This window comes from Lysinibacillus sp. FJAT-14745 (genome assembly GCF_001275675.1).
In the GTDB taxonomy this organism is placed as follows: Bacteria; Bacillota; Bacilli; order Bacillales_A; family Planococcaceae; genus Lysinibacillus.
Genome location: NZ_LITM01000002.1, coordinates 582,432 through 606,020, shown reverse-complemented (window position 1 = coordinate 606,020; position 23,589 = coordinate 582,432). Strand labels below are relative to the sequence as shown.

Sequence of the window (23,589 nt, the reverse complement as noted above, 5' to 3'; positions counted from 1 at the left end):
GTTTTCACTTTTTTTCTATACTTTAATGGAAATTTATTGAATTTTTTATGGTCAACCCCAAGTTATGGTGATGAGCCATTTTTACGAATAAAAAGAAGATAATGGTTAAGAATCTTTTGATTATTTTCAAAGACCATAAGAGCAAGAATGAGGACGAAATGAATGTGTTTTTCCTGATAATATGATGGTTAATAAGTAATAAGGATCATAATGTCAAAAATTCAGGAATTTAATGAGCTACATTTAGCTAAAGAATTTTTATTTATAGGAAATGCGTGGGATTTATTATCTGCGTTAACTTTAGAAATAGTTGGTTTCAAAGCGATTGGTACAACAAGCTGGGGAATTGCCAATTCACTAGAGTATGCAGATGGTGAGTTAATTGATTTTGATCGACACTTAGCCATTATTAAAACAATTGCAGTCAATGTAAAAATACCTGTTTCCGCAGATATTGAGGCGGGATATGGACAAGATCAGAAAATAATTTTAGAAAATGTTTTAAGGACGGCAGATGTTTCTCAAAAAACAAAAGGGATTACGAAAAATCAAATGTTTAACATAACTTAGCCTAGTTTGCCTTTTGTATAAATAAGCGGTTATTGCTAAAAATAAGACCGTCAAAATGGACGATTTAATTACAATAAGTATTTGTAGTTATCTCACTTGTTATGACAGTTTTTTTGCAATATCGACGCTTTTCATACATGTGAAGCATGAACTTCAAATGTATAACTGGCTTCGTATTTACAAATGAAGGAGGTGGAAACGTGAGCGTAATTTATAGAATCGCTTTAGTGTTAGTTATCATTGGCGCAATTAACTGGGGACTCATAGGATTCTTTAGATTTGATTTAGTTGCCTATTTGTTTGGTGGACAAACAGCAGTATTGTCACGATGGATTTATGCATTCATTGGATTAGCAGGACTAATATCCTTGCCAATTCTTGTTATGCGATTTGATGAGGATGAAGATCTTGTTCCTGATTCTGATCTTAATCTTGATCATGATCATCGTACTCGCATAGACAGAAATCCAAGCTATGGTATGGAGTTTGGCGATGAAGCAGATTTTACTGCACTAAAAACAACTAATGTGCTAAAAGAAGAAAAAAAGGATTCACATAGTAAAAATAAAACTAAAAACAAAAACAAAAACAAAAAATAACCTCGAGTTTATTCCTCAAAAAACTGGTGACCATTTGGTTCGTCAGTTTTTTCGTTTATGGCTAGGAGAAAAATCTAGGGAAAAATCCGCAAAGATATAAGGGATTGGTACCCAGATAACGAAGCGGATTTTTACTAGAAGTTCTTATATTCGTCTGTCCCATTAGCCGTTATTACCTAGAATGGCTAGGGAGCGGATTCATGGTCTTGTTCAAGCTATGTTTTGGATTTGATTTGGCTTTAGTGAAGAAACGTACTTGATCTGAACTGAAATCTTATGGTGATAAAATTTATTGATGTGTCAATACATCTTCAATCAAAAATGCGATATAGAGATTTGTTTTAGTAAATGGGTTACTTAAGTCCATATCTAATAGTGTTTCTATTTTTTTTATTTTATAAAGTACTGTGTTGCGATGAATAAATAGACGTTCACTAATCCTACGGGTACTACCATTTTCCTCGAGAAAAATGCGTAAAAATTGTACATAATCTGAGTTATTTAATTCATCATAGCGATAAAGCTGACCCAAGATGTCTTGACTATATGATTTGATTAATGTTTGATTTTGCACGGCCATGATAATTTTATAGGCACCAATTTCTTTATATTTATATAGGAAACGATTGTTATGAAGTTTTGCTAATTGGATTACTGTTAATGACTCATCATAGCTTTTGCGAACATTTTCAAGCTCTTTATGATAATTTCCTTTACCAATGATAATATCCAAGTAACCATTTTTTTGCGTAATTTTGTCGTAAATTTCTTCAACAACTTTTGAGAAGGGAGTATTTGGCGTAATGATTTGTGCTCTGTCGATTAAAAAGATGAGGTGATTTTTATGCTTTAGTTTTAAGAAGCGTTTATATCTATTTTGAAATGCAAATTGGATCATGACCTCGTAACGGTCAATATTAGCTTGTGCACCATTTGTTGTACATGAAATGATGGCTAGCTCCCTACTTTGTGGAAAACCTAGTAGTGCTAATTGATCTTTAATGTAGTCGGCGTTTTGTTTGTAGTGAAAAAGTAAGTTATAAAGAACCTTTTCTTCAATAGAAAGCTCTTGATGGTGATTGGCAATAAATTGAAATGTTGTTTTTAATAAATCTGCTATTCGATAATTCCATGGCATGTGAAAAATAGGGAAATCATGTTCGTTGGCAAAAGAGATGACTGATTCTGGTATATTTGGAATATATGGGCCGGTATTAATGATAAAACCTGCTACTTTTTTAGAGAAAGCTAGTTTTACAAGCTGCTCTAAGGAATCTCCTTCTGAAGATAAATTAATACCTGTAGTCACGACTAATTCATTAGGTCTACAAAACATAATTAAATCGATGCTTTCTACTACGTTAATCCCTGTAACTCTTCGAAAAGTGCCGCTATGTCCAGCTACTAATGTTAGCATTGGGAATTGGACTCCCTCTACAATTTTGCGAATTGTCCCCATTTTCCCCCCCCTTATTATGAACATAACTTACCATATATTATGTGCAGATGCACATATTTTTTTAGTTTGCTAGCTATATCTCATAATTTTTATCTTTTATAGAATGTGTATAACTACTGTGAAAGAGAGGACTTGCATATGTATAAGTGTAATAGTAGACGATTGCAAGAGTTAATTGAACAATTTAGTCAATTTGGAGCTACTGAAAATGGTGGCGTAACTCGTTTGTCTCTTTCGAATGAGGATGTATTAGCAAGAAACTATTTTTGTGAGTGTTGTGATGAATTAGGAATGGACATCAAAATCGATGATATGGGCAATATTTATGCTATCCTCCCTGGGAAAAAGGATACCCCTCCAATTGTTATGGGGTCGCATTTAGATTCCGTTGAAAAGGGTGGGAAATTTGATGGTGTATTAGGTGTTTTAACGGCAATAGAGGCCATTAGAACGTTAAAGGAAAACGAGCTTGAGCTAGATATCCCGATAATGATTGTGAATTTTACGAATGAAGAAGGTGCTCGTTTTGATCCTGCAATGATGAGCTCTGGTGTCATCTCAGCTAAATTTGAAAAAGAAAAAATGCTGCAATCTGTCGACAAAAATGGCACTAGTTTCAAAGAAGCACTGCAAGCAAGTGGTTATGAGGGAGATCAAGAAAATCGTTTAAAGGAAGCACTTGCTTATATCGAATTGCATATCGAGCAAGGACCTGTTCTAGAGGCAAAGCAATTGGAAATAGGCGTTGTTGAAGGTGTATTAGGGATGGTTTGCTATGAAATTATGGTTACAGGGCAGTCCAATCATGCTGGAACGACGCCGATGACAATGCGTCAAGATCCGATGATCGTCACTTCAAAAATCATTACGTATTTACATGAAGAGTTCGGAAAGATTGATGAACAGTTAGTGTTTACCTTTGGCCGAATGAATGTTTCTCCAAATATTCATACCGTTATACCGAACAATGTGACATTTACGATAGATTCACGTCATCAAAAACCAGAGATCATCCAAAAGGTTGAGGACATACTGAATAATCTTCCTACAGAGGATATGGGCTGTAGCATTAAGCCTGTTAAGCTATGGGGGAGAGATACAGTCTATTTTGATCCTCATATTTGTAATGAAGTGGAAAGGGCTTGTCAGAGCTTCGGCTATACTGCTCATCGAATGTTTAGCGGGGCAGGGCATGATGCGCAATATATAGCAAGCATTGTTCCATCAGCGATGATTTTCGTACCAAGTATTAATGGTAAGAGTCATTGCGAGGAAGAGGAAACAACATTTGAGGATTGCGCGAAAGGAGCAGATGTATTACTTGAAACAGTGTTGACGCTGCAAACAAAGTTCAGTATTGGGGAGACATACACGTTACATTAAGGTAGTTTTCCTAACAGTGATATGATTGAGCATTCTCCATTATTTTACGAAGGGTGAGGGGCACAATGAAAAAAATTATTAGAGGTGGACGAGTAGCGACAGCTGCAGATGTTTTTGAGGCAGATATTTTAATTGAAAACGGAAAAATTGTTCAAATTGGCAAAAATCTATCCGACGTTGGTGCAGAAGTTATTGATGCTACTGGTAAATATGTGATGCCCGGGGGAATTGATCCGCATACTCATTTAGATATGCCATTTAATAATACTGTAACAGATGATGATTGGAAATCTGGTACCATTGCAGCTGCTTTCGGTGGGACAACCACTATTTTGGACTTCTGCTTAACGGCAGGAGAGGAAAAACTTTCAGCTGCAGTTGAAAAGTGGCATGACAAGGCGAAAGGGAAATCAGCCATCGACTATGGGTTCCACTTAATGATTGCTGATTTAACCCCTGAAACAGAGGCCGAATTGCCACAAATCTTAGAGCAAGAGGGTATTACTTCTGTAAAAGTATTTATGGCTTATGCGAAAGAATTTCAAGCAACAGATCGCACCCTTTTTAAAGCTTTTAAAATAGCGAAAGACCTCGGTGCTATTGTTATGGTGCACTGTGAAAATGGTTCTGTTATTGATGAGCTTGTAGAAGAGGCGCGACGAGCAGGTCATAAGGAGCCGATTTATCATGCGCTCACTCGTCCAGCTGAGTTAGAAGGTGAAGCGACGAAACGTGCAATTGAGTTAGCTCATATTGCTGGCGCTACCCTTTATGTTGTCCATGTAACATGTAAAGAAGCGATAGATGAGATCATTGCTGCGCGTGAAAAAGGCTATGACGTCTACGGTGAAACATGTCCACCATATTTAACTTTGGATCAATCTGCTTTAGCACAACCTGGGTTTGAGGGTGCAAAATATGTTTGGTCCCCACCACTTCGCCCGAAATACCATCAGGATCATTTATGGAATGCTCTAAAAGCAAAACAACTACAAACAATTGGCTCTGATCAGTGCTCATTTAGTTTTAAGGGTAAAAAGCAGTTAGGATTAAATGATTTTTCTAAAATTCCAAACGGTGGGCCATTTATTGAAGATCGCTTCAGTATTTTATATTCAGAAGGTGTTGCAAAAGGAAAAATTTCTATCAATGAGTTTGTCGATATGATTTCCACAAGTGCAGCAAAAATATTTGGTTTATTCCCACAAAAAGGAACGATTGCAATCGGTTCTGATGCCGATATCGTTATTTTTGATCCAGAGGTAAAACGTGAAATTTCGGCTAAAACACATCATATGAACGTAGATTATAACCCATATGAGGGATGGGAAGTAACAGGTGAACCAGTGAGTGTACTAGTACGTGGAGAATATGTCATTAAAAATAAAGAATTTGTTGGTGTACTAGGTAGCGGGCAATATATAAAACGTCCATTAAAAACTACAGCTACAGAAGCACTAAACATTTAGTTGGCATCATGACCGATTGCTTTGAATGGAGAGCAGAGCAATCGGTCTCGTAATATCTTCATTTAGCTACAGTAGACTATCTACCTCAATAGGTGGTGAGATGAATGTTGAATGTAGCTTTTTTCAATGGTTCTAACATCAATTATGCCAAGTTGTAATTGATATGAAGGAAAAAATGAACACATGAGGGGGATGTGGAAATGGCTCCGAATCAAGAAAATACAATGTCCCAACAGTTAACACGTAATTTTAAGGAATTGACTAGCAGGATGACAAAGAATGAAGCAATAGAGGAATCCAATCGTTGTCTTTATTGCTACGATGCACCGTGTATTAAAGCCTGTCCAACGAGTATTCAAATCCCAAATTTCATAAAAAAAATTGCTTCTGGTAATATGAAGGGCTCTGCTACGACTATATTAGAAGCAAATCCAATTGGTGCAAGCTGTGCAAGGGTTTGTCCAACGGAGGAACTATGTGAAGGGGCGTGTGTGTTAAATTCCTCAACAAAGCCAATTAAAATCGGAGAGCTACAGCGCTATGCAACAGATTGGGCAATGGCAACAAATGCTCAGCTATTTAAGCAAGGGCAAAGCAATGGACAGAAAGTAGCGATTATTGGTGCAGGTCCTGCTGGTTTATCGGCTGCTCGTGAACTTAGTCGATTTGGTTATCAGGTCACTATTTATGAGGCTGAATCGAAAGCTGGTGGCTTAGGGAGCTATGGTATTGTGTTGTTCCGTTTACCAAATGAAGTCGTTAATTGGGAAATTGAACAAATCGAAAAGCTTGGTGTGGAAATCAAAACAAACACAACTGTCGGTGTTGATATTTCTGCTGAAGAAATTTTGGAGCAATATGACAGTGTTATTTTAGCAGTTGGTATGGGTGCTGTGCCGAATCTAGGCATTGAAGGAGAAGATTTAGACGGTGTACATGATGCAATAGAGTTTGTCAGAAAGACAAAAATGGGACCGCTTACAAAAGATATTGTTGGGAAGCGAGTGGCTGTCATTGGTGCGGGAAATACCGCGATTGACGGTGCTACATGTGCAGTGCGATTAGGTGCTGACAATGTTCAAATTCTTTATAGAAGAACACAAAAAGAAATGACTGCTTACAAATTTGAATATGAATTTGCCAAGCAAGATAGTGTGGAATTTAAGTGGCTAACAGCACCGAAAAAAATTATTGGCAATGAGTCAGGTGATGTCGTAGGCATTGAATGTGTGAAAATGAAGCTCGGTGAAGCGGGTGCTGATGGTCGACAAAGACCTGAGGAGATTGAAGGGTCCAATTTTATTATTGAAGTGGATGTTGTTATTAAGGCAATTGGGCAAACACGTTTTGTGTCATTGATTGAAGCGTTTGGCTTACAGCATACAAATGGCGTTGTCGATATTGATGAAACGACAATGCAAACTTCGAATGACAAAGTATTTGCATGTGGAGATGTCGTCTTCGGAAATGGCCAGGGCGAGGCGATGGTTGTAACCGCTGTACAGCAAGGAAAAGACGCAGCAAAAAAGATCCATGAACGTTTAACTTCTTTCAGCGGAAGTCTCCCACCTCTATAGGTGGTGAGATGAATGCAAGTTTAAGTTACTTTCAGCAGGTGTCCCAATATCCGCTGAAATAGAGGAACTCAGTCTAAGAACGCCACGTCCTGTGGCAACGACTGAGTGACCAACATCGTGTTGCTGTCGCTGCGTTAGCACTACGCTTTCGCACAAAAAACATCTGTTGGCCTAAAGCCTCCGGTGGATTCCAAACACAATTATGCCGAGGCATAATTGATAAAACCTAGTGAGATTGCATAAGGGAGGAACTAATATGGCAGACTTACGCATTGACTTAGCGGGCATCAAATCGCCGAATCCATTTTGGCTTGCATCAGCACCACCAACGAATTCAGGCTATCAAGTACAACGCGCATTTGAAGCGGGGTGGGGTGGTGCTGTATGGAAAACATTGGGGGATCCGATTTTAAATGTTTCTTCACGCTTTGCAGCTGTTAGCTTTAACGGACAAAGAGTAGCTGGCTTCAATAATATTGAACTGATTACGGATCGTCCGTTAGAGGTAAATTTACAAGAAATTTATGAAACGAAAAAAAGGTTTCCACATCACGCAATCATCGCTTCATTAATGGTGGAGCCAAAGCAAGAAAAATGGCATGAGATTGTTAAAAGAGTAGAAGATGTGGGGGTTGATGGTCTTGAGCTTAACTTTGGTTGTCCACATGGGATGGCAGAACGAGGAATGGGGTCTGCCTCTGGTCAAGTACCTGAATTGGTGGAAAAGCAAACGTACTGGGTAAAAGAGGCAGCGAAAACACCAGTAATTGTGAAGTTAACACCAAACATTACCGACATTACGGTAACGGCAGAAGCGGCCACAAGAGGTGGAGCAGATGCCGTTAGTATGATTAATACAATTAACAGCTTAGCCGGTGTCGACTTAGATACATGGAATACAGTGCCTCATGTAGCAGGAAAGGGTGCACATGGTGGCTATTGTGGTCCTGCCGTTAAACCAATTGCACTCAATATGGTTGCAGAGTGTGCTCGTAATCCATTAATTAATGTACCGATTTCAGGCATTGGTGGTATTTCCAACTGGCAAGATGCTGCCGAGTTTATCTTAATGGGAGCTACTGGCGTGCAAGTTTGTACAGCAGCGATGCATCATGGCTTTAGTATTGTTGAGGATATGATCGATGGACTCAATAACTATTTAGACGATAAAGGCATTGCCTCTGTCATGGATTTAGTAGGTCGCTCAGTTTCCAGATATTCTAATTGGGGTGACTTGGATTTAAATTATAAAATCGTGGCTGAAATTAATAACGATGTTTGCATTAACTGTAACAAATGTCATATTGCATGCGAAGATACATCGCATCAATGTATTGATTTATATACAGAAGATGGTCGCCCAATGCTGAAAGTTCGAGAAGAGGACTGTGTAGGCTGTAATTTATGCTCAATCGTTTGTCCTGTAGATGGTGCTATTACAATGGTTGAACGCAAATCTTCAGTTCCACCAATGACTTGGAATGAACGTCAAACTCTAATTAGCAGTCTATCTAAGTAAAATGTCTAAAATCAATTTCGCCTTGGCGTAATTGCGTTTGGAGACTTAATCTTCATCCGTCTCACTACCTTCTAAGGTGGGAGTATTTTGTCGAATGAAGATGAACTGAAATTCCACCTTCCTTCAGCATTTTCGTTGAAGGAAGGAATAACCTCATGTAAGTTGTCACGGAAATTTGATAAAAGAAGGAGAGATTATATGGAACGTGATGGGAATTATTTGAAATCCCCAGATTTACTTCCAGTGACACATCAACAAAGAAATATTGGAACATTTGGTTTTGCAGTAATTTGGATAGGGATGGCAATTGTATTAGCGGCTTTTGCAATCGGTGGCACAGCAATAATAAGCTTACCGCTGCCTATGGTAATTTTAGCAACGTTGATTGGCTCTTGTCTAATTGGTGTATTTATGACGTTAATTGGTGATATAGGCATTGAACATGGCTTATCATTCCCAGTATATATGCGTGCTCCGTTCGGTACATTTGGCACACATATCCCATCACTTGTCCGAGGTGTAACGGCTGCATGTTGGTTCGGTCTGAACACTTATTTTGGAGCATTAGCGATAAACGGCATTTTAAATTTACTTTTTAGTTTTGATAATTGGTTTATCTGTTTCATTGTCTTTGCAGCACTACAGTTATTTAATACATCACTAGGTATTAAATCGATTGAACGCTTTGCAGATTTAGCAGCACCAGTTATTATTTTAATTTCTTGCTGGATGTATTATACCCTGGCAGATCATGCAGTAGCTCAAGGGAAAAATATTTGGACGTGGGTGGAAGCACCAACAACAGGATTCTCAGCCTTCACTGCATTTATGGTAGTGATTATGGCGAATATGGGATTTTGGTCCACGCTAGCAGCTGATATGCCTTCACTTTCACGCTTCTTTAAAGCACCAAAAAATGAACGCAACTGGTTCAAACGCAATAAAACACAGCTAGTCGGTTCATTAATCGTCATGCCAATTACAAATACGTTCATAGTGACAATTGGTGCTGTGTGCTATATGGCTGTTGCCTCAGCTGATCCTATCAATGCATTACAGCAAAGTGCAAGTGGCTTTATTTTAGGAATTTTACTGTTAATGATTGTATTAGCACAATGGTCAACTAACACCTCTGCAAATGTTATTCCAGCGGCAACGATTTTCTCAAATATCGGTGGTCCAAAAGTGCCGTTTTGGGTTGGAGTTGTTATTGCAGGAATAATTGGTATTCTAGCACAGCCTTGGAGTTTATTTGATGTGCTAGTCAATGCACTTTTAATTATCGGAGGAATTTTAACAGCCATCGTTGGTATTTTATATGCTGATTATTATTTAATCCGTAAACGCCGCGTGCATGTAAAAGGACTTTATGAATTAGAGGGTCAATTTAAATATTGGAATGGCTTTAACATAGCCGGTTTAATCGCTTGGGTTATCGGTGGAGCAGTGGCCAATATATTCTCTACTTATTCTTCATTAGTAGGGTTCTTTGTAGGGGCACTTGTATATTATGTATTAGCGAAGTATTGGTGGTTCAAAAAATACCCTCAAGCTGAGCTAGAAGATCCAAGTGATGCAAAATATTTAGGGATTACAGCTGGTCACAATTTGGATGAACTATTTGGACAGCAACAAACGCCTGCTCCAATCGTTGTTCCAGATGAGGATGATGTCGTTGAACAACCAGATCCGCTGTTAAAAGGTGCTGAATAAAGTGAAACACCTAACAGAATATCAAGAGGTTGATTAACGGAAAGGTGAGGTGATTGCATGTCAGAACATCAACAAAGCACAGAGGAAATAAAAAAAGTAGATCATTATTTAGATAGCGGCTTTAAAATTAAATATGTTTATGAAAATTTAAGTGGTATGTTTGTAGAATTTGCGCGTCAAGAAGAGGTTATTTTGATGCAAATTCTAACAGCAGATGCCCGCAAATATTTCTCTGCAAAGCTTCAAGAACAGACGTTATTGCAGTAACAAAGTAAACTCTATTCCAACATGATGGAATAGAGTTTTTTTACGTAATAAAATAGGCTTTTACTCTAAGTTGATACGATTTCGGCTAAAGCAAGATAAAAATTGTTACTACAACAGCTACTCCAATTGTAATAACAGCTAAAGTGATGGATAGAGCAAGCGAAGTGGTGGATTGAACCGCTGAAATGATGGATAGAATCTCCGGAGTGGTGGATAGGACCTCCGAAATGATGGATAGGACCCCCGAAATGACGGATAGAACCGCCGAAATGATGGATAGAATCTCCGGAGTGGTGGATAGGACCTCCGAAATGATGGATAGGACCCCCGAAATGACGGATAGAACCGCCGAAATGATGGATAGAACATTCAAAATGATGGATAGGACCCCCGAAATGATGGATGAATTTTAAAGTGATGGATAGGACCCCTGAAATGATGGATAGAACATTCGAAATGATGGATAGAACCGCCAAAATGACGGATAGAACGTCCGAAATGATGGATGGAAGCACCAAAATGACATATAGAATACCAAAATGCTTAGAATCCTTGTTCTATTATTGCTATAATCGTGTTTTTCCTAAAAATACAATTGTGTTTTTCAAAAGAATTTATTATTATTATTATAAGATAATTCATCGTAGAAAGAACTTCAGAAAGAGGCGTAACTTAGTGGCAAATAAAGAATTAAAAAGAGGATTAGAGGCACGTCATATCCAAATGATTGCTCTTGGGGGTACTATTGGCGTGGGCTTGTTTATGGGGTCTGCTAGTGCCATTCAGTGGACAGGGCCTTCCGTGCTCCTTGCATATGCTATAGCTGGTATATTTATTTTTTTCATTATGCGAGCAATGGGAGAGATGCTTTATATGGAGCCAAGTACAGGTTCCTTTGCAACGTTTGGCTATAAATATATACACCCATTAGCTGGTTATTTAACGGCGTGGAGTAACTGGTTTCAATGGATTATTGTTGGAATGTCAGAGGTTATTGCAGTAGGAACATATATGCAGTATTGGTATCCAGATTTACCTGCATGGATTCCAGGTTTAATTGCAATGGTGATTTTAGGTGTTGCCAACTTTATTTCTGTTAAATCTTTTGGAGAATTTGAGTTTTGGTTTGCCATGATTAAAATTGTGACGATTGTATTAATGATTGTTGCAGGCTTTGGTCTTATCTTCTTTGGTATTGGTAACGAAGGCGTGGCAATCGGATTATCGAATCTTTGGAATCATGGAGGCTTCTTTACAGGTGGCTGGACAGGCTTCTTCTTTGCATTATCATTAGTAGTTGCAGCCTATCAAGGGGTTGAGCTTATTGGGATTACAGCAGGAGAAGCGAAAAATCCTCAAAAAACGATTACAAATGCGATTCAAAGTATTATTTGGCGTATTTTAATATTTTATATCGGTGCAATATTTGTCATTGTAACAGTTTATCCGTGGGATGAATTAGGTACGATTGGTAGTCCATTTGTTGCAACTTTTTCAAAGGTTGGAATTACCGCTGCGGCAGGAATTATTAATTTTGTTGTTATTACAGCAGCAATGTCAGGCTGTAATAGTGGAATTTATAGTGCGGGACGTATGCTATATACGCTTGCCATGAATGGGCAAGCACCTAAATTTTTTGCGAAGCTTTCTAGTAATGGTGTTCCTATTTTCGGCACAGTAGGCGTGCTAGTTGGTTTGGTCATCGGTGTTATTCTAAGCTATATAGCGCCAAAGAATTTATTTGTATATGTATATAGTGCAAGTGTATTACCGGGGATGATTCCTTGGTTTGTTATTTTAATAAGTCAAATACGTTTTAGAAAAATAAAAGGTGAACAACTGTCAAAGCACCCGTTCAAAATGCCTTTTGCACCATTTACAAACTATATAACGATTGCTTTTTTAGTCATGGTGCTAATCGGTATGTGGTTTAATGATGATACTAGAGTTTCTCTCATCGTGGGAATTATTTTCTTAGCTCTTGTGATCATTAGCTATTATGTTTTTAGAATTGGAAAAGAACGTCCGGTTAATAAATAATGAAATGTTAAAAGGGTGTATTTCTCTAGGAGATACATCCTTTTTGCTTTTGTAACAAAGATTTGGCTCATTTTGCCGCAGCTATAAAAAGGGACTAAAGAGTAAATAATGCGTATCCATAAACAAAGGTTGATTTTCACTCCGAGTTGGCGCTTTCGGCGGGCTTGGCTTTAATTTCTTTCAATGGGTGTCCAAACACCTGTATCTGTCGCTACGCTTTCGGTACAAAAGACATGTGCTGAAATATAGGAACTCAGTCTAAGAACGCCATGTCCTGTGGCAACGACTGAGTGACCAACTTCGTGTTGGCCTAAAGCCCCCGGAGGATGTCACGGAATCGGAAAGGAGGTAATAAAGGATGTTTGTCTAAAATCATCGCATCCATGCGATAACGGCTAACTGACCTGCATCATGTTGTTGCCGCTGCCGCTTCGCTTTCGCGCAGATAAAACCCTGTTGCTGCCGCTTCGCTTTCGCACAGACAAAACCCTGTCGCTTCGCTTTCGCACAGACAAAAACACGTTGCTGCCGCTATGTTAGTATATTGTTCCTAAATAAAACAAATTTAATAAATTTACCCATATATATTGACTGTATGGTAACTATACACCTTATTATAACAAATATCACTTGGAAGCTTTGCCATAGTAAAGGTGTTTGTCAAATAAGATTCTAGGAGGAATCTTTAAATGTGGGCGTGCTCTTGCATTTCGAGGAATCCAGAATTATATGTTGGTTTAGCTGTTGGTCCAAATACTGATATGGAATCGTATGTCTTACGTTCAATCCTTGAGTACTTTGGGGCAAGAGATACAGTACATTTGATAGATTGGTTTGTGAAGCGATTAATGGAAATTAGGCAACAAGAGAAATATTCACTCTTTATTGTACTGACATAAGCATGGCATTGTGTACAGATTGTGCTTATGTAATCTTAAGCACATTAATTCTGGAAATATGGTAATTAGGAGTTGTTTTTTTGGAGTTAGGATTTTGGATGGTTATAATTTTTCTATTGTTTTATGAGCCGATTATTGGCTATTTTGGATTTCAAAAATTTAAAAAGAATGTAGAAATATATGAGAATGCAAGAATCAAATATTATATAAATACTATGATTGGTATTTGGATTCCAACTGTATTCATTTTAGTGTTAGTTGCGTTTACTGACCTAACACTACAGCAAATTGGGTTGAAAATCCCAAGAATAAATACAGAGATTCTCGGAACTTGGTTTACCTATTTAGGGCTAGGAATAGGTATTTTATATTTATCATTAGTGTTGTACTATATTTTGGGTTATTTTTTTAGCGATAAAATAAAAAGTCAGCTAACAAAAAAGAAATCTGATGAATGGGAAAAATCAGAAGTCTCGCCAATTTTCCCAATAACTAAAAAAGAGAAGAAATTATGGGGTTATGTTTCTATAACAGCAGGAATTACAGAAGAAATTATTTATAGAGGATTCTCGATTTTTGCTTTTACATACTTATTTCCAGATTTATCAGTGTGGATAGTTATTCTTCTCGCCTCAATACTTTTTGGACTTGCACACTCCTATCAGGGATTTGTAATGGGAGTACTAAGAACTACAATTTTTGGGGTTCTGTTTTCAATACTTTATATCGGATTAGATTCGATTATCCCCCTAATATTATTCCACTTCTTATTAGATTACATCGTTAAATTAGGAGATGAAAAATCATAATTTAATTAATAGTAATGAGCAAATAAAGGTTATTTTTCACAATTATTGCGGATAAAACTTTTAATATACGAGGTGTGATAACATGGAGCAATATGTTCCTCTTGAGGATGGTAATATTTATGTGTTTAATGAAGGAAGTGGCCCCCCTGTAGTATTTATTCATGGGACGGCTTCTTACCATTTTTGTTGGCGAAATATATATCCAAGGTTTTCTGAAAGTTATAATGTTTACATTCCTGATTTACTTGGTGCTGGAGAAAGTGATAAGCCAATAAATGGGGAATATAGCAAGGAAGCTCATGCCAATCGTCTTATAGAAACCCTTATGAAACTTAAGGTTCCTCCTGTTCATTTAGTTGGTCATTCAATGGGAGGAGAAATATGTGTACATATAGCATTAAAAGCTCCAGAGCTTGTTAAAAGTCTAACTCTTGTGGCTCCTGATGGGTTTCGGAAAGGAATCAATTCATTCCTTCAAAATCTTGCTAAACGAGGTTGGCTAAATGGTATGTTTAAACAAATGTTAAAACGCCCGCCAAAAGCAAAAATGATGTCACGTATGTTAGGACTTCCATTAGAAAAACTTACCCCTGAATTGATGGAGGGGTGGACAAAACCTTATTCTGACCCTAACATACCTTATGTGATTACCAAAACACTTGCTGATAATGATACAGGAGTCATTTCCGAGAGAGTCGGGGAGTTAAACATGCCAGTTTTATTAATCTACGGGACAGTTGACAAGCTTGTTCCTCATAATGTGTTTAGATCTTATCAGGAAGCTTTACCAGAAGCTAAAGTAGAAAAATTTGAGAACTATGGTCATGTGCTAATGGAAGAATGTCCAGATAAACTAACAAACTCTATTTTGAAATTTATAGATTTCAATAACAATAATTAGATAAATGTATATTTAAGCAGTATTAACATTCTGTTTATTGAACTTATTGTACTAATGGGTGCAAGCGTTTAAGATCAAGCTACCGAAGTCAAAGGTAGCTTTTCTTATTGAGCTAACGGAGCAGGTTACTTTAGAAGGAAAAAGTAATAAAGTATTGAAATTATATACAATTAAGTTTTTTTAGTTGTGTAAGGAGGGAAAATAATGCTTAAACAAATCATTCAAAATTGGAATCAGTATTGTAGAGATGAAAATTTTGTTGGCATAGGTTCTACAAGAAAAGTATATAGAGTTTTGGATTACGTAATAAAAGTGCATTTACATCCAATCGGTTATAAACAATCAAAAAATGAATTAGAAATTTACACTTCAATGGCTGATAAAGGTCTCGCCCCGATACTCGCTCAGACATACTATGTTGATGAATTCATATCTGTACAAAAATATTACAAACCTTTAGAACTAAAGAATAATCAATCGTATGAGGTAAAGGTTGAGGAATACCGATACTTGTTCCCTAATTTGTTTGATGAGGTTTTAGAAATATTAGATAAAAACTTCGACTGCTTTGATTTAAAAGACAGTAGTAATTACGGTTTAAACAATGATGGTAAACTTGTTTTTACTGATTATGGTATGACAAAGAGTTTATATGAAAAAGAGTGGGTTCCATTAGCCGAAGAGGGCATACTTCCGCAAATATATTTTGACTTTTGCAGCGTTTGTGGATTAGAAAAGGAACTCCGTATGTACGGAGACAATGACAAAGACAAACGTTGTTATGATTGTGGTAAGGAATAAGGAGAATCAGTATGTCGGAAAGTTTTTGAAATATTATACTAACGATGTGCTTCAGGGCAATAAGGATAGATGAGCATGTTTTGGAAAAAGATTGATCAAAACATGCTTTTTATATTTGTTCTCATATAAAGGATAAAAATTTAATAAGACTTTACAAAGTTACAATCGCATTATAATTTGTCTGAAACAGGGAGGAGAATAATTAACACGTATCCTTTCTATCACTATTTATTAAATTCTAATTCTTCAAGTATATGTACAATTGGAACCATGGATCTACGTCAAGATTGTAGACACACTCAAGTTAATTTTTTGTGGGTTGCGCAACGTCCATTTTGGAGTGTTCCACATCCCGAGTAGCCCGTCAAAGTGAAGAGAGCCTTTGACCGCCTACTCGGGATGTGGAGCGGAAAATGCATGGATGTTGCGCCCGAAATATGTGGTGGGTGGTGGGGTAGATTTCTTTGTCCCTTTTTTACGCTGCTCGGCACATTTTCTCATACGCATCAGGTGTGAAATAACCAATGTTACCAGAATGGCCTCGCATTAATGGCCATGAATTTAAGAAAATTCACAGCCATTAGCTAAGAGCTATATGGAGACAACGTAAAAAATAGAGAAATCCGAATTTGAATTCATTCAAATTCGGATTTCTCACTAATTAAAGCTAGTTATGTCCCAGCCTCTAATTATTTAATATAATGTGTGACATTAAAGACAACCTCTTGATATTACTGTTTTATAATACATTCACTTGTCTTTAATTTTACAGAGTATTGGATTGTCCCTTTTAACTACTGTTCTTTTCGCATAATAAAGCTTAAATGTCTGCCAGCCTGTTTATCTTGACGGTAGGAAAAACCTTCTGGGCTGAGATATGTGCATGTTGAATCAATCGAAATCTGCTTAGTGGGAATACCTGCAAGCTCACATTGTTTTTTGACAGTTTGCTGATTATCGATATGATATTTATTTGTTTCTGCATTGTAATACATAAAGTCCTCAGCATAGCCTAGGTTGTGGAATTTTTCGTAAACATCTGCATCCACCTCAAATTTCTGCTGACTAAGTGCCATACCGATTTGAACGTGAAAATCTTGTGGATTGCATTGTTCATGCTCCATCAAATGTTGGAAAAGCTTTAATGTCACTTCCTTGACAGTCCCTTGCCAGCCTGAATGAACTACGCCAATAAGGCCATTGATTTCATTATAAAAAATGACAGGGACGCAATCTGCTGTAAAACTACATAAAAGTAAATTTGGTTCTACTGTATAAAGTGCATCGGTATTACTAATGGCAGTGTTCATTTGCTCTGCGCCGCGTCCTTTATCAGCAATCGTGACTTTATGGAAATTAGCACTATGTGTTTGTTGAGTGCAAATAAAATGATTTAAGTCACAATGTAAAGTAGCTGCTAATTTTTTTCGATTTTCTAGTACATCCGCTTCTTTCACACATGTATGCAGTGCCATATTGTTGTGTTCTAGCTCGATGTCATCCTTTAAGGTAGTGCCTGCGATAAATTGTTCGTTATCAAAATAAATTTTATTTTTCATATCATCACCTCGTCTTACTATATATGATTGGTTAATGAATGTATAGGCGCTTACTGTTAAGATTTTTAAGGTCTTGAGTATTTACATATCCTTTCTACTTTCTTTTGACATAAAGAATAGATTTCATCATATAGTATGGAAAAATGATAATTAGAGGGAAGGAGTTTGTAAATATTAATCAAGAAAAATTCATACTGATCAGCCAATTCGGCATGTGGCTCTTTTGGATTATTACATATATATTAATCATCAAACAAGGAATAAAGGATAAGAGATATGGGATGCCTATGGCTGCAATTTGTGCCAATATTTCATGGGAATTTATTTTTTCATTTATGTATCCGCTAAATGACTTGCATAGGATCCTTACTTTCCTGTGGTTTCTTTTGGATATCTTCATTCTGATACAATTTTTACTTTATGGTTATAAGGAGTATAAAAAAATTATTCCGAGAAAGTTATTCTATTCATCTTTTTTCATAACACTCGTCATAAGCTTTTTCACGATATTAGCGATGATGCATGAATTCAAAGATACGGCAGGCATATACGCAGCATTTTTTCTAAATCTGATGATGTCAGGGCTTTTTATCGCTTTATTCATACAAAGAGGGAACTTAAGTGGACAATCAATGGGCATAGCTGTTTGTAAAATGGTCGGTACTGCGCTTGCAGCAGTTTGCTTCTATTTGTATTTTAAAACACCATTGATTACTATTATTTCGATTGCAATCTTTATTTATGATTGGATTTATATAGTATTAATCTATAGGTTTAACGTGAGATATGCCAAATAATAATTCCCTTCATCAATAAAGCCTCTTGCGGATGTCACGGATTTTATAAACAAATAAAATTGATGAAATGAAACACACTATCAGCAATACACGAATAAGATGTCTCTGTAGTATGACGATAGGGTAGGTGTTTTATATTGAAAAAGAAGTGGATGACCACACTATGTATAATCTGTACAATTGGGCTAGTTGGCTGTCAGGGGAAATCAGCGGATGAGAAAAAGCAAGAACAACACATTCAAGAGTCAGAGCAAAAAGCTGAGGATATAAAAAAGCCTGTTACCTTTGAACAACAAACAGAGCCTGTCGTTGTTGAAATTGTAGACCCTTCTACGAAAGCCATCATACAAACAATATCACCGAAAGAAATGGACTATGAACGAGATAGACAATCGTATACAAAACAAATTGAGCAATTAGTAAAAGAGTTAGCGAGAGGGAATGAAAAAACAGCTGGCTATGATAAGCGTATGATACTCGATAAGCTGGACAATCAAGGAAAAGTAATTAAAGGAAGTCCTTTAATTGTTTTAAAAGAAAGTGAATTAGTAGAGAAAATATTAGAAGTATCAGCGACCGGTGGTAAAGTGGAGATGCCTCTTTATATTACAGAAAGCGGGTATTATTTTGAAGATATTCCTTCTTTAGAAAACGTAGTTGTTGCATCCTATAAAACTTACTTCAATACCCATGATGTAGGAAGAAATAAAAATATTGAGCTTTCTGCGAAGGCAATCAATAATGTTATCGTTGGAAGTGGAGATTATTTCTCCTTTAATACAGTCGTTGGACCTAGGGACGAAGTAAATGGTTTTCAGCCTGCACCAGAAATCATCAACAAAAAGGTTGTGATGGGCATCGGAGGAGGTGTCTGTCAAACGTCTTCAACCTTGTTTAACGCAATTGATCAAATACCAGTAAAATTTGTAGAACGTCATCACCATTCTTTAGATGTGGGGTATGTTCCAAAAGGGAGAGACGCTACAGTTTCCTATGGTGGCCTAGATTTTAGATTTCAAAATACAACTGACGTACCATTTTTAATTAAAGCTAACTATAGTAAAAATGCTCTTACAGTTGAGATAAGAACTGCAGAAAAATATGTAGAAATCTTGAAAAAGCCATAGTATTTTTTCCAAAGACACCAGGGTGTCTTTTTTTTAATGTCATGATATAGTTAAATTAAGGAACTTAAGTAAAATCGTGTTATATGGAAAGGGGAAAAATAATGCATCCAAAACTACAATCGGCAATAGATTCTATTGATTTTTACCAGGTGACATATCCAGAAGATGCTTGTATTATAGTTGCTGATACTGAGAAGGTCATTGCCTACAAGCCAGGTAAACAAGTGGACTTAAAGGTTAATGTTGGTGATTCTGTAGTTAAGTATCGTGGAACAACAACTGAAAAGTCTCTAAGCCTAGGAAAGTTTATTAGGGAAGAGCGAGGTTCTGAGGGATTTGGAATGGCGTATATTGCATCTGCCCAGCCTATTTTTGATGGTGGGAAAGTGATCGGTGTGTTAAGTGCCATTATTTCGAATGAAAAAATGGATGGTATGCGTTTATTAGCAACTGAGCTTTCTAGTTCTGTTGAAGAAATGACCGCAACGAATGAAGAATTAGCAGTTGCTAGTAAAGATGTATCAAATCGCTTGGAGGAGCTATCCAAGTTTTCAGAATCAATGACTGGCGATATTCAAAAAATAAATACGATTGTTAATATAGTAAAAGATTTAGCTATGAAATCTAAAATTCTTGGATTAAATGCTTCCATCGAAGCTGCTCGCTCAGGGGAGCATGGAAGGGGCTTTGCTGTAGTTGCATCTGAAATACAGAAAATGTCGCAAAGTAGTACGGAAAGTACCGACAGCATTACAAATCAATTAGAAAGCATTAAACAATCTATTGATCAAGTCAATGAATCAGCAAATCAAATCGCAGTGTTTACGCAGCAATTTTCTGTAAGTATGCATGAATTAACTGATGCTTATAAAGGAATTAACAGCGCAGCAGAAAAGCTAATGCATATTAGTGAAGTTAAAGCCTCCGGACGCAATTATGCCTAGGCATAATTGAAAAGGATAATAGCAAATTAATCGCTATTATCCTTTTCGTCTATATGATATTCAAAATCTCTTGTGGTGTAGCAACTTTGTATTCGGGTTCCTCTTGCTGTATAACTTCAATAGCGTCATATCCCCAACTAACCCAAATAATAGGGACTCCCACTTTTTTACAGGCTATAATATCTCTTTGCTCATCACCAATGTATAAAACTTCTGATGATGTAATGCCTGAGTCCTTTAAAAATTTTTTTATCACTTTATCCTTACCAAAAATACGGTTTGAACAAAGAACATTTGACACACAATGAATGCCGTTCATCTTTAGAAATTCTAAAATGTTGTCCTGTGAATTGGAGGAAATAATAAGGATTTTATAGCCTCTTTTATCAATATCCATAAGGACTTCTTTAATACCATCATAAAGATGAACATCATTTAATGACTGACGATACAAGCGATAAAACTGTGGTAAAATCATAGGCAATTTATACATAGGAAAGTCGAATAATTTACTACGTTCCGTTATAGATAATTTTTTCAATGCTTCGATTTCCTTTAACTCAATGCCTTTAAATTTATATTTTAGTGCAAGTGTATTCCAAGCTGATGCAAACACTGCCGTAGAATCTGCCAATGTTCCATCAAAATCAAAGATAATATATTTCATGACAATTTTTCTCCTTTATAATCTAGTTGTAAAGACGTTTTTTTCTTGAAAATGTTACTGCCTATCCATAAAAACATGACATGATTATACAGGATATGAAACAGCGTATAGTAAATAACCCTTGATGAATAATTTTTTTACTAAAGGGCAAATATTTTTTCAGGTTCTTTGGTTAATATAGTACCGAAAAATGCGATGAATTCAATAACGAAATCATCTTTAAAATTTTAAAAATTTTTATTTTGTTAAATGGGCAAAAAAATACCTGTTACCCGTTGGTATTAAGTTGGGTGACAGGTACGACTATTAAGAAGCATTTTCTGTTTTTTCTCGTTTTTTTGTTAAATAATATGCATTTATTGAGGAAGTAATAGGTATGATAAGTGCGATTCCAATACCTGCGCAAAATATCATAATAATTTCAGTGGCAAATACTTTAGAATTAATAATTTCGCCAATTGAATAAGATAAATCTTTAAACCATATGAGCAAGCTTAAATATCCACCAAAGAAAGCGAAAAATAATGTATTTGTATCTGTACCTAAAATGTCCTTTCCTATGCTTACACCTGATGTAAATAATTTTTTTCTGCTAATTAATGGGTTATGATGAAGAATCTCATGCATGGAAGTAGCAATGGAAATGGCAACATCCAAAATTGCACCAATCGTACTCATAATAATAACGGAAGCTCCGATTTGCACAAAATTGACCCCAATATTAAGTGAAAATATGCTAATCTCTTCTACGGATTCTTCCCCAAATCCTCGAATCATTGATTTGTCTGTTACAAAAACAATAAAAAGTAATAAAACGACAATCGTAATCATCGTAGAAATGAAAGCAGTCATCGTTTTACTGCTCATTTCATTAATAAAAAATAAGCTAATCCAACTTATGACGGTACAGGCAATAAACGTTAATAAAACCGGACTATTCTTTGGATTGGTCATTAAAAAAATAGTGATAAAGAGTACCCCAAAGTTTAAAAATAAAGATAGAAAGGATCGTACTCCTTTTTTTCCACCAATAACGATCATCAATATGAATAAAATGGCCGTTAACCATACTAATACATTCATTATTTTGCCCTCTTTCGATTAATGAAAAAAATAGAAGTGTAAAGACTAATGGGAATCGTTAAGACAACACCAATTCCACCTGCTAGGGCACGAGCTAATTCTAACGATAGGTTCATGGAAAGTGTTTGCCCTAATGGATAAGAATTTTTCAAATATAAAATTAACATAGGAATTGAGCCAGAAATATAAACGAAGAACAAAATACTTGTAATCGTTCCCATAACGTCTTTTCCGATATCCATCCCTGAAGTTCTCAGTGCTTTGTCAGAAATATTTTGGTTTTGCTCAAATAAAGCGAACATTGAAGAAGCCATTGTGATGGAGACATCCATTACAGCACCGAGTGCACCAATAAATAACCCAGCCATAAAAATCACTCGATAAGGTCGCGTTAAAAATTGCATTTCTTCATATCGAATTCCATTTTCGTTTGTGATCCACAGAACTAAAGCGCTAATCAATAACGAAATAAATGTTCCGATAAGTGTTGCAACAATTCCTGCATATGTTTTTTCATTCAAGCCGTTAATGAGCATTAAAGAAATGACCGTAAATAAAAGAACACATACCCCACTTATAAATATCAAATTTATATTTGAATTCACATATAAATCCAAGGCGAAGGATAATACAAGAGAATTTACAATTAAACTGATAATTGAAAATAATCCTTGTCTTTTACCAACAATCAGCAAAGCAAAAATAAAAATCCACGCTACTATTAAGAGAAACTGATCACGTTTTACGTCTAAAATTGTCCCAGTTAAATCTCCGTTTTTGTCCGTATTCGCTTTAATGGAAACAAATAATTTATTCCCAACATGATACTCTTGATCGAAGGCTCCAGATGTTGAATAATCATTTGTAAAATGAATAAGCTTACCTTTTTTTTCACCATTTTTTAATACAGCTGTAATAAGCTGAGTATATAAATGATCCTCATTTTCATACATATCCGTTACAGGGTTTGATTCTTTTATTTCCGTTTTTATAACTTCTGCAATTGGACGATCATAAAATGCTTCATTATGATAAACGAAAAAAACAGAAGCGATAAAGCAAATTGCCATAAAGGTATAAAAGATAGCTTTGTTAAAAGATTTTTTTTTCAAAATGTTTTGCAATAAAAAAACCTCCAGTTTGAGAAGGGAATCTAATCATAGTCGTTGCGTTCATTGTTAGAGTTAACACGAACAATGACTCACAATATCATTATGATTTTTTAATGTCAAGAAGATAAAAAGTGCCATTATAAAGTAACGTGCTAATTGAATAGAGGTTCCTTAATTTTTCAATCGAGGCTAAACTGGCTTTTAAGTTAGTTATTGCATCAGGTGTGTTGATTAACCATTTTTATACATCCAAAGAGGCTGATTTCCGCTACGGGCTACTCGCTTTCCTGCGGG

General features: G+C 36.2%; 21 protein-coding genes and 1 pseudogene. 17 read left to right on the top strand and 5 right to left on the bottom strand.

The window, feature by feature from the left end; genetic code table 11:
• Positions 1–210: 210 nt before the first annotated feature.
• Positions 211–519 (top strand): annotated as a pseudogene (locus AMS59_RS04345) (isocitrate lyase/phosphoenolpyruvate mutase family protein); the annotation flags it as partial.
• A 251-nt stretch (positions 520–770) separates the two neighbouring features.
• Positions 771–1,169, top strand: a complete 399-nt coding sequence (locus tag AMS59_RS04340; protein WP_053482526.1) for a DUF378 domain-containing protein — start codon at positions 771–773, stop codon at positions 1,167–1,169.
• Positions 1,170–1,458: 289 nt separating this feature from the next.
• On the opposite strand, the gene AMS59_RS04335 is transcribed toward AMS59_RS04340, so the two are convergent.
• Positions 1,459–2,628, bottom strand: coding sequence for a PucR family transcriptional regulator ligand-binding domain-containing protein (locus AMS59_RS04335; protein WP_053482525.1), 1,170 nt, complete (start codon positions 2,626–2,628; stop codon positions 1,459–1,461).
• Positions 2,629–2,766: 138 nt separating this feature from the next.
• Here AMS59_RS04335 and AMS59_RS04330 point away from each other — a divergent pair, with 138 nt between their 5' ends.
• The 12 genes from AMS59_RS04330 to AMS59_RS04275 all read left to right on the top strand — a co-directional run bounded on the left by AMS59_RS04330 (position 2,767) and on the right by AMS59_RS04275 (position 16,006).
• Entirely contained in the window at positions 2,767–4,011 is a 1,245-nt protein-coding gene (locus AMS59_RS04330) for a Zn-dependent hydrolase (protein ID WP_053482524.1), read from the top strand.
• A gap of 65 nt (positions 4,012–4,076) precedes the next feature.
• Positions 4,077–5,480 (top strand): dihydropyrimidinase, encoded by a 1,404-nt coding sequence (gene hydA / locus AMS59_RS04325; protein ID WP_053482523.1) that lies wholly within the window; start codon positions 4,077–4,079, stop codon positions 5,478–5,480.
• Between the two features lie 200 nt (positions 5,481–5,680).
• Positions 5,681–7,057 carry an NAD(P)-dependent oxidoreductase gene (locus tag AMS59_RS04320; RefSeq protein WP_082337375.1) on the top strand — a complete coding sequence of 459 codons (1,377 nt, stop codon included), beginning with the start codon at positions 5,681–5,683 and terminating at the stop codon, positions 7,055–7,057.
• A 256-nt stretch (positions 7,058–7,313) separates the two neighbouring features.
• A complete protein-coding gene (gene preA / locus AMS59_RS04315) occupies positions 7,314–8,576 on the top strand; it encodes an NAD-dependent dihydropyrimidine dehydrogenase subunit PreA (RefSeq protein WP_053482522.1) in 1,263 nt (420 codons plus the stop codon).
• A gap of 198 nt (positions 8,577–8,774) precedes the next feature.
• Positions 8,775–10,289 (top strand): NCS1 family transporter, encoded by a 1,515-nt coding sequence (locus AMS59_RS04310; protein WP_053482521.1) that lies wholly within the window; start codon positions 8,775–8,777, stop codon positions 10,287–10,289.
• 57 nt (positions 10,290–10,346) lie between these two features.
• Positions 10,347–10,556, top strand: a complete 210-nt coding sequence (locus tag AMS59_RS04305; protein ID WP_053482520.1) for a hypothetical protein — start codon at positions 10,347–10,349, stop codon at positions 10,554–10,556.
• A gap of 185 nt (positions 10,557–10,741) precedes the next feature.
• The gene (locus tag AMS59_RS04300) at positions 10,742–10,969 is read left to right on the top strand and encodes a hypothetical protein (RefSeq protein ID WP_053482519.1); all 228 of its coding nucleotides are present in this window, start codon (positions 10,742–10,744) and stop codon (positions 10,967–10,969) included.
• A gap of 262 nt (positions 10,970–11,231) precedes the next feature.
• Complete coding sequence (locus tag AMS59_RS04295; RefSeq protein WP_053482518.1) at positions 11,232–12,596, top strand: amino acid permease; 1,365 nt, start codon at positions 11,232–11,234, stop codon at positions 12,594–12,596.
• A 689-nt stretch (positions 12,597–13,285) separates the two neighbouring features.
• On the top strand, positions 13,286–13,495 hold the full coding sequence (locus AMS59_RS04290) for a hypothetical protein (RefSeq protein ID WP_053482517.1): 210 nt from the start codon (positions 13,286–13,288) through the stop codon (positions 13,493–13,495).
• An 80-nt stretch (positions 13,496–13,575) separates the two neighbouring features.
• Entirely contained in the window at positions 13,576–14,304 is a 729-nt protein-coding gene (locus tag AMS59_RS04285) for a CPBP family intramembrane glutamic endopeptidase (RefSeq protein WP_053482516.1), read from the top strand.
• An 82-nt stretch (positions 14,305–14,386) separates the two neighbouring features.
• Positions 14,387–15,205: an alpha/beta fold hydrolase gene (locus AMS59_RS04280; RefSeq protein ID WP_053482515.1), complete on the top strand. Its 819-nt coding sequence runs from the start codon at positions 14,387–14,389 to the stop codon at positions 15,203–15,205.
• 204 nt (positions 15,206–15,409) lie between these two features.
• Entirely contained in the window at positions 15,410–16,006 is a 597-nt protein-coding gene (locus AMS59_RS04275) for a hypothetical protein (RefSeq protein ID WP_053482514.1), read from the top strand.
• Positions 16,007–16,800: 794 nt separating this feature from the next.
• On the opposite strand, the gene pgeF is transcribed toward AMS59_RS04275, so the two are convergent.
• Positions 16,801–17,565 (bottom strand): peptidoglycan editing factor PgeF, encoded by a 765-nt coding sequence (pgeF, locus tag AMS59_RS04270; protein WP_053482513.1) that lies wholly within the window; start codon positions 17,563–17,565, stop codon positions 16,801–16,803.
• 515 nt (positions 17,566–18,080) lie between these two features.
• Between pgeF and AMS59_RS26145 the strand changes: the two genes are divergently transcribed.
• From AMS59_RS26145 to AMS59_RS04255, 3 genes are all read left to right on the top strand, one after another.
• Positions 18,081–18,362, top strand: coding sequence for a hypothetical protein (locus AMS59_RS26145; RefSeq protein ID WP_234007678.1), 282 nt, complete (start codon positions 18,081–18,083; stop codon positions 18,360–18,362).
• 137 nt (positions 18,363–18,499) lie between these two features.
• Positions 18,500–19,489 carry a VanW family protein gene (locus tag AMS59_RS04260; protein WP_053482511.1) on the top strand — a complete coding sequence of 330 codons (990 nt, stop codon included), beginning with the start codon at positions 18,500–18,502 and terminating at the stop codon, positions 19,487–19,489.
• A 101-nt stretch (positions 19,490–19,590) separates the two neighbouring features.
• On the top strand, positions 19,591–20,433 hold the full coding sequence (locus tag AMS59_RS04255; protein WP_053482510.1) for a methyl-accepting chemotaxis protein: 843 nt from the start codon (positions 19,591–19,593) through the stop codon (positions 20,431–20,433).
• A 49-nt stretch (positions 20,434–20,482) separates the two neighbouring features.
• Here the strand turns inward: AMS59_RS04255 and AMS59_RS04250 are convergent, their stop codons facing one another.
• The 3 genes from AMS59_RS04250 to AMS59_RS04240 form a co-directional block, all read right to left on the bottom strand.
• A complete protein-coding gene (locus AMS59_RS04250) occupies positions 20,483–21,100 on the bottom strand; it encodes an HAD hydrolase-like protein (protein ID WP_053482509.1) in 618 nt (205 codons plus the stop codon).
• 306 nt (positions 21,101–21,406) lie between these two features.
• Complete coding sequence (locus tag AMS59_RS04245; RefSeq protein WP_053482508.1) at positions 21,407–22,183, bottom strand: YibE/F family protein; 777 nt, start codon at positions 22,181–22,183, stop codon at positions 21,407–21,409.
• On the bottom strand, positions 22,183–23,253 hold the full coding sequence (locus AMS59_RS04240) for a YibE/F family protein (RefSeq protein WP_082337395.1): 1,071 nt from the start codon (positions 23,251–23,253) through the stop codon (positions 22,183–22,185). Before AMS59_RS04240 ends, AMS59_RS04245 begins: the two co-directional genes overlap by 1 nt.
• Between the last annotated feature and the right edge of the window lie 336 nt (positions 23,254–23,589).

Excerpts from the sequence above, each read along its gene's own strand:
- AMS59_RS04310 (WP_053482521.1), top strand. The coding sequence starts at position 8,775 with ATGGAACGTGATGGGAATTATTTGAAATCCCCAGATTTACTTCCAGTG.
- AMS59_RS26145 (WP_234007678.1), top strand. The coding sequence starts at position 18,081 with ATGATGCATGAATTCAAAGATACGGCAGGCATATACGCAGCATTTTTT.
- AMS59_RS04305 (WP_053482520.1), top strand. The coding sequence starts at position 10,347 with ATGTCAGAACATCAACAAAGCACAGAGGAAATAAAAAAAGTAGATCAT.
- AMS59_RS04255 (WP_053482510.1), top strand. The coding sequence starts at position 19,591 with ATGCATCCAAAACTACAATCGGCAATAGATTCTATTGATTTTTACCAG.
- pgeF (WP_053482513.1), bottom strand. The coding sequence starts at position 17,565 with ATGAAAAATAAAATTTATTTTGATAACGAACAATTTATCGCAGGCACT.
- AMS59_RS04280 (WP_053482515.1), top strand. The coding sequence starts at position 14,387 with ATGGAGCAATATGTTCCTCTTGAGGATGGTAATATTTATGTGTTTAAT.
- AMS59_RS04335 (WP_053482525.1), bottom strand. The coding sequence starts at position 2,628 with ATGGGGACAATTCGCAAAATTGTAGAGGGAGTCCAATTCCCAATGCTA.
- AMS59_RS04245 (WP_053482508.1), bottom strand. The coding sequence starts at position 22,183 with ATGAATGTATTAGTATGGTTAACGGCCATTTTATTCATATTGATGATC.
- AMS59_RS04330 (WP_053482524.1), top strand. The coding sequence starts at position 2,767 with ATGTATAAGTGTAATAGTAGACGATTGCAAGAGTTAATTGAACAATTT.
- preA (WP_053482522.1), top strand. The coding sequence starts at position 7,314 with ATGGCAGACTTACGCATTGACTTAGCGGGCATCAAATCGCCGAATCCA.
- AMS59_RS04290 (WP_053482517.1), top strand. The coding sequence starts at position 13,286 with ATGTGGGCGTGCTCTTGCATTTCGAGGAATCCAGAATTATATGTTGGT.
- AMS59_RS04250 (WP_053482509.1), bottom strand. The coding sequence starts at position 21,100 with ATGAAATATATTATCTTTGATTTTGATGGAACATTGGCAGATTCTACG.
- AMS59_RS04275 (WP_053482514.1), top strand. The coding sequence starts at position 15,410 with ATGCTTAAACAAATCATTCAAAATTGGAATCAGTATTGTAGAGATGAA.
- AMS59_RS04300 (WP_053482519.1), top strand. The coding sequence starts at position 10,742 with ATGATGGATAGAATCTCCGGAGTGGTGGATAGGACCTCCGAAATGATG.
- AMS59_RS04240 (WP_082337395.1), bottom strand. The coding sequence starts at position 23,253 with ATGGCAATTTGCTTTATCGCTTCTGTTTTTTTCGTTTATCATAATGAA.
- hydA (WP_053482523.1), top strand. The coding sequence starts at position 4,077 with ATGAAAAAAATTATTAGAGGTGGACGAGTAGCGACAGCTGCAGATGTT.
- AMS59_RS04320 (WP_082337375.1), top strand. The coding sequence starts at position 5,681 with ATGGCTCCGAATCAAGAAAATACAATGTCCCAACAGTTAACACGTAAT.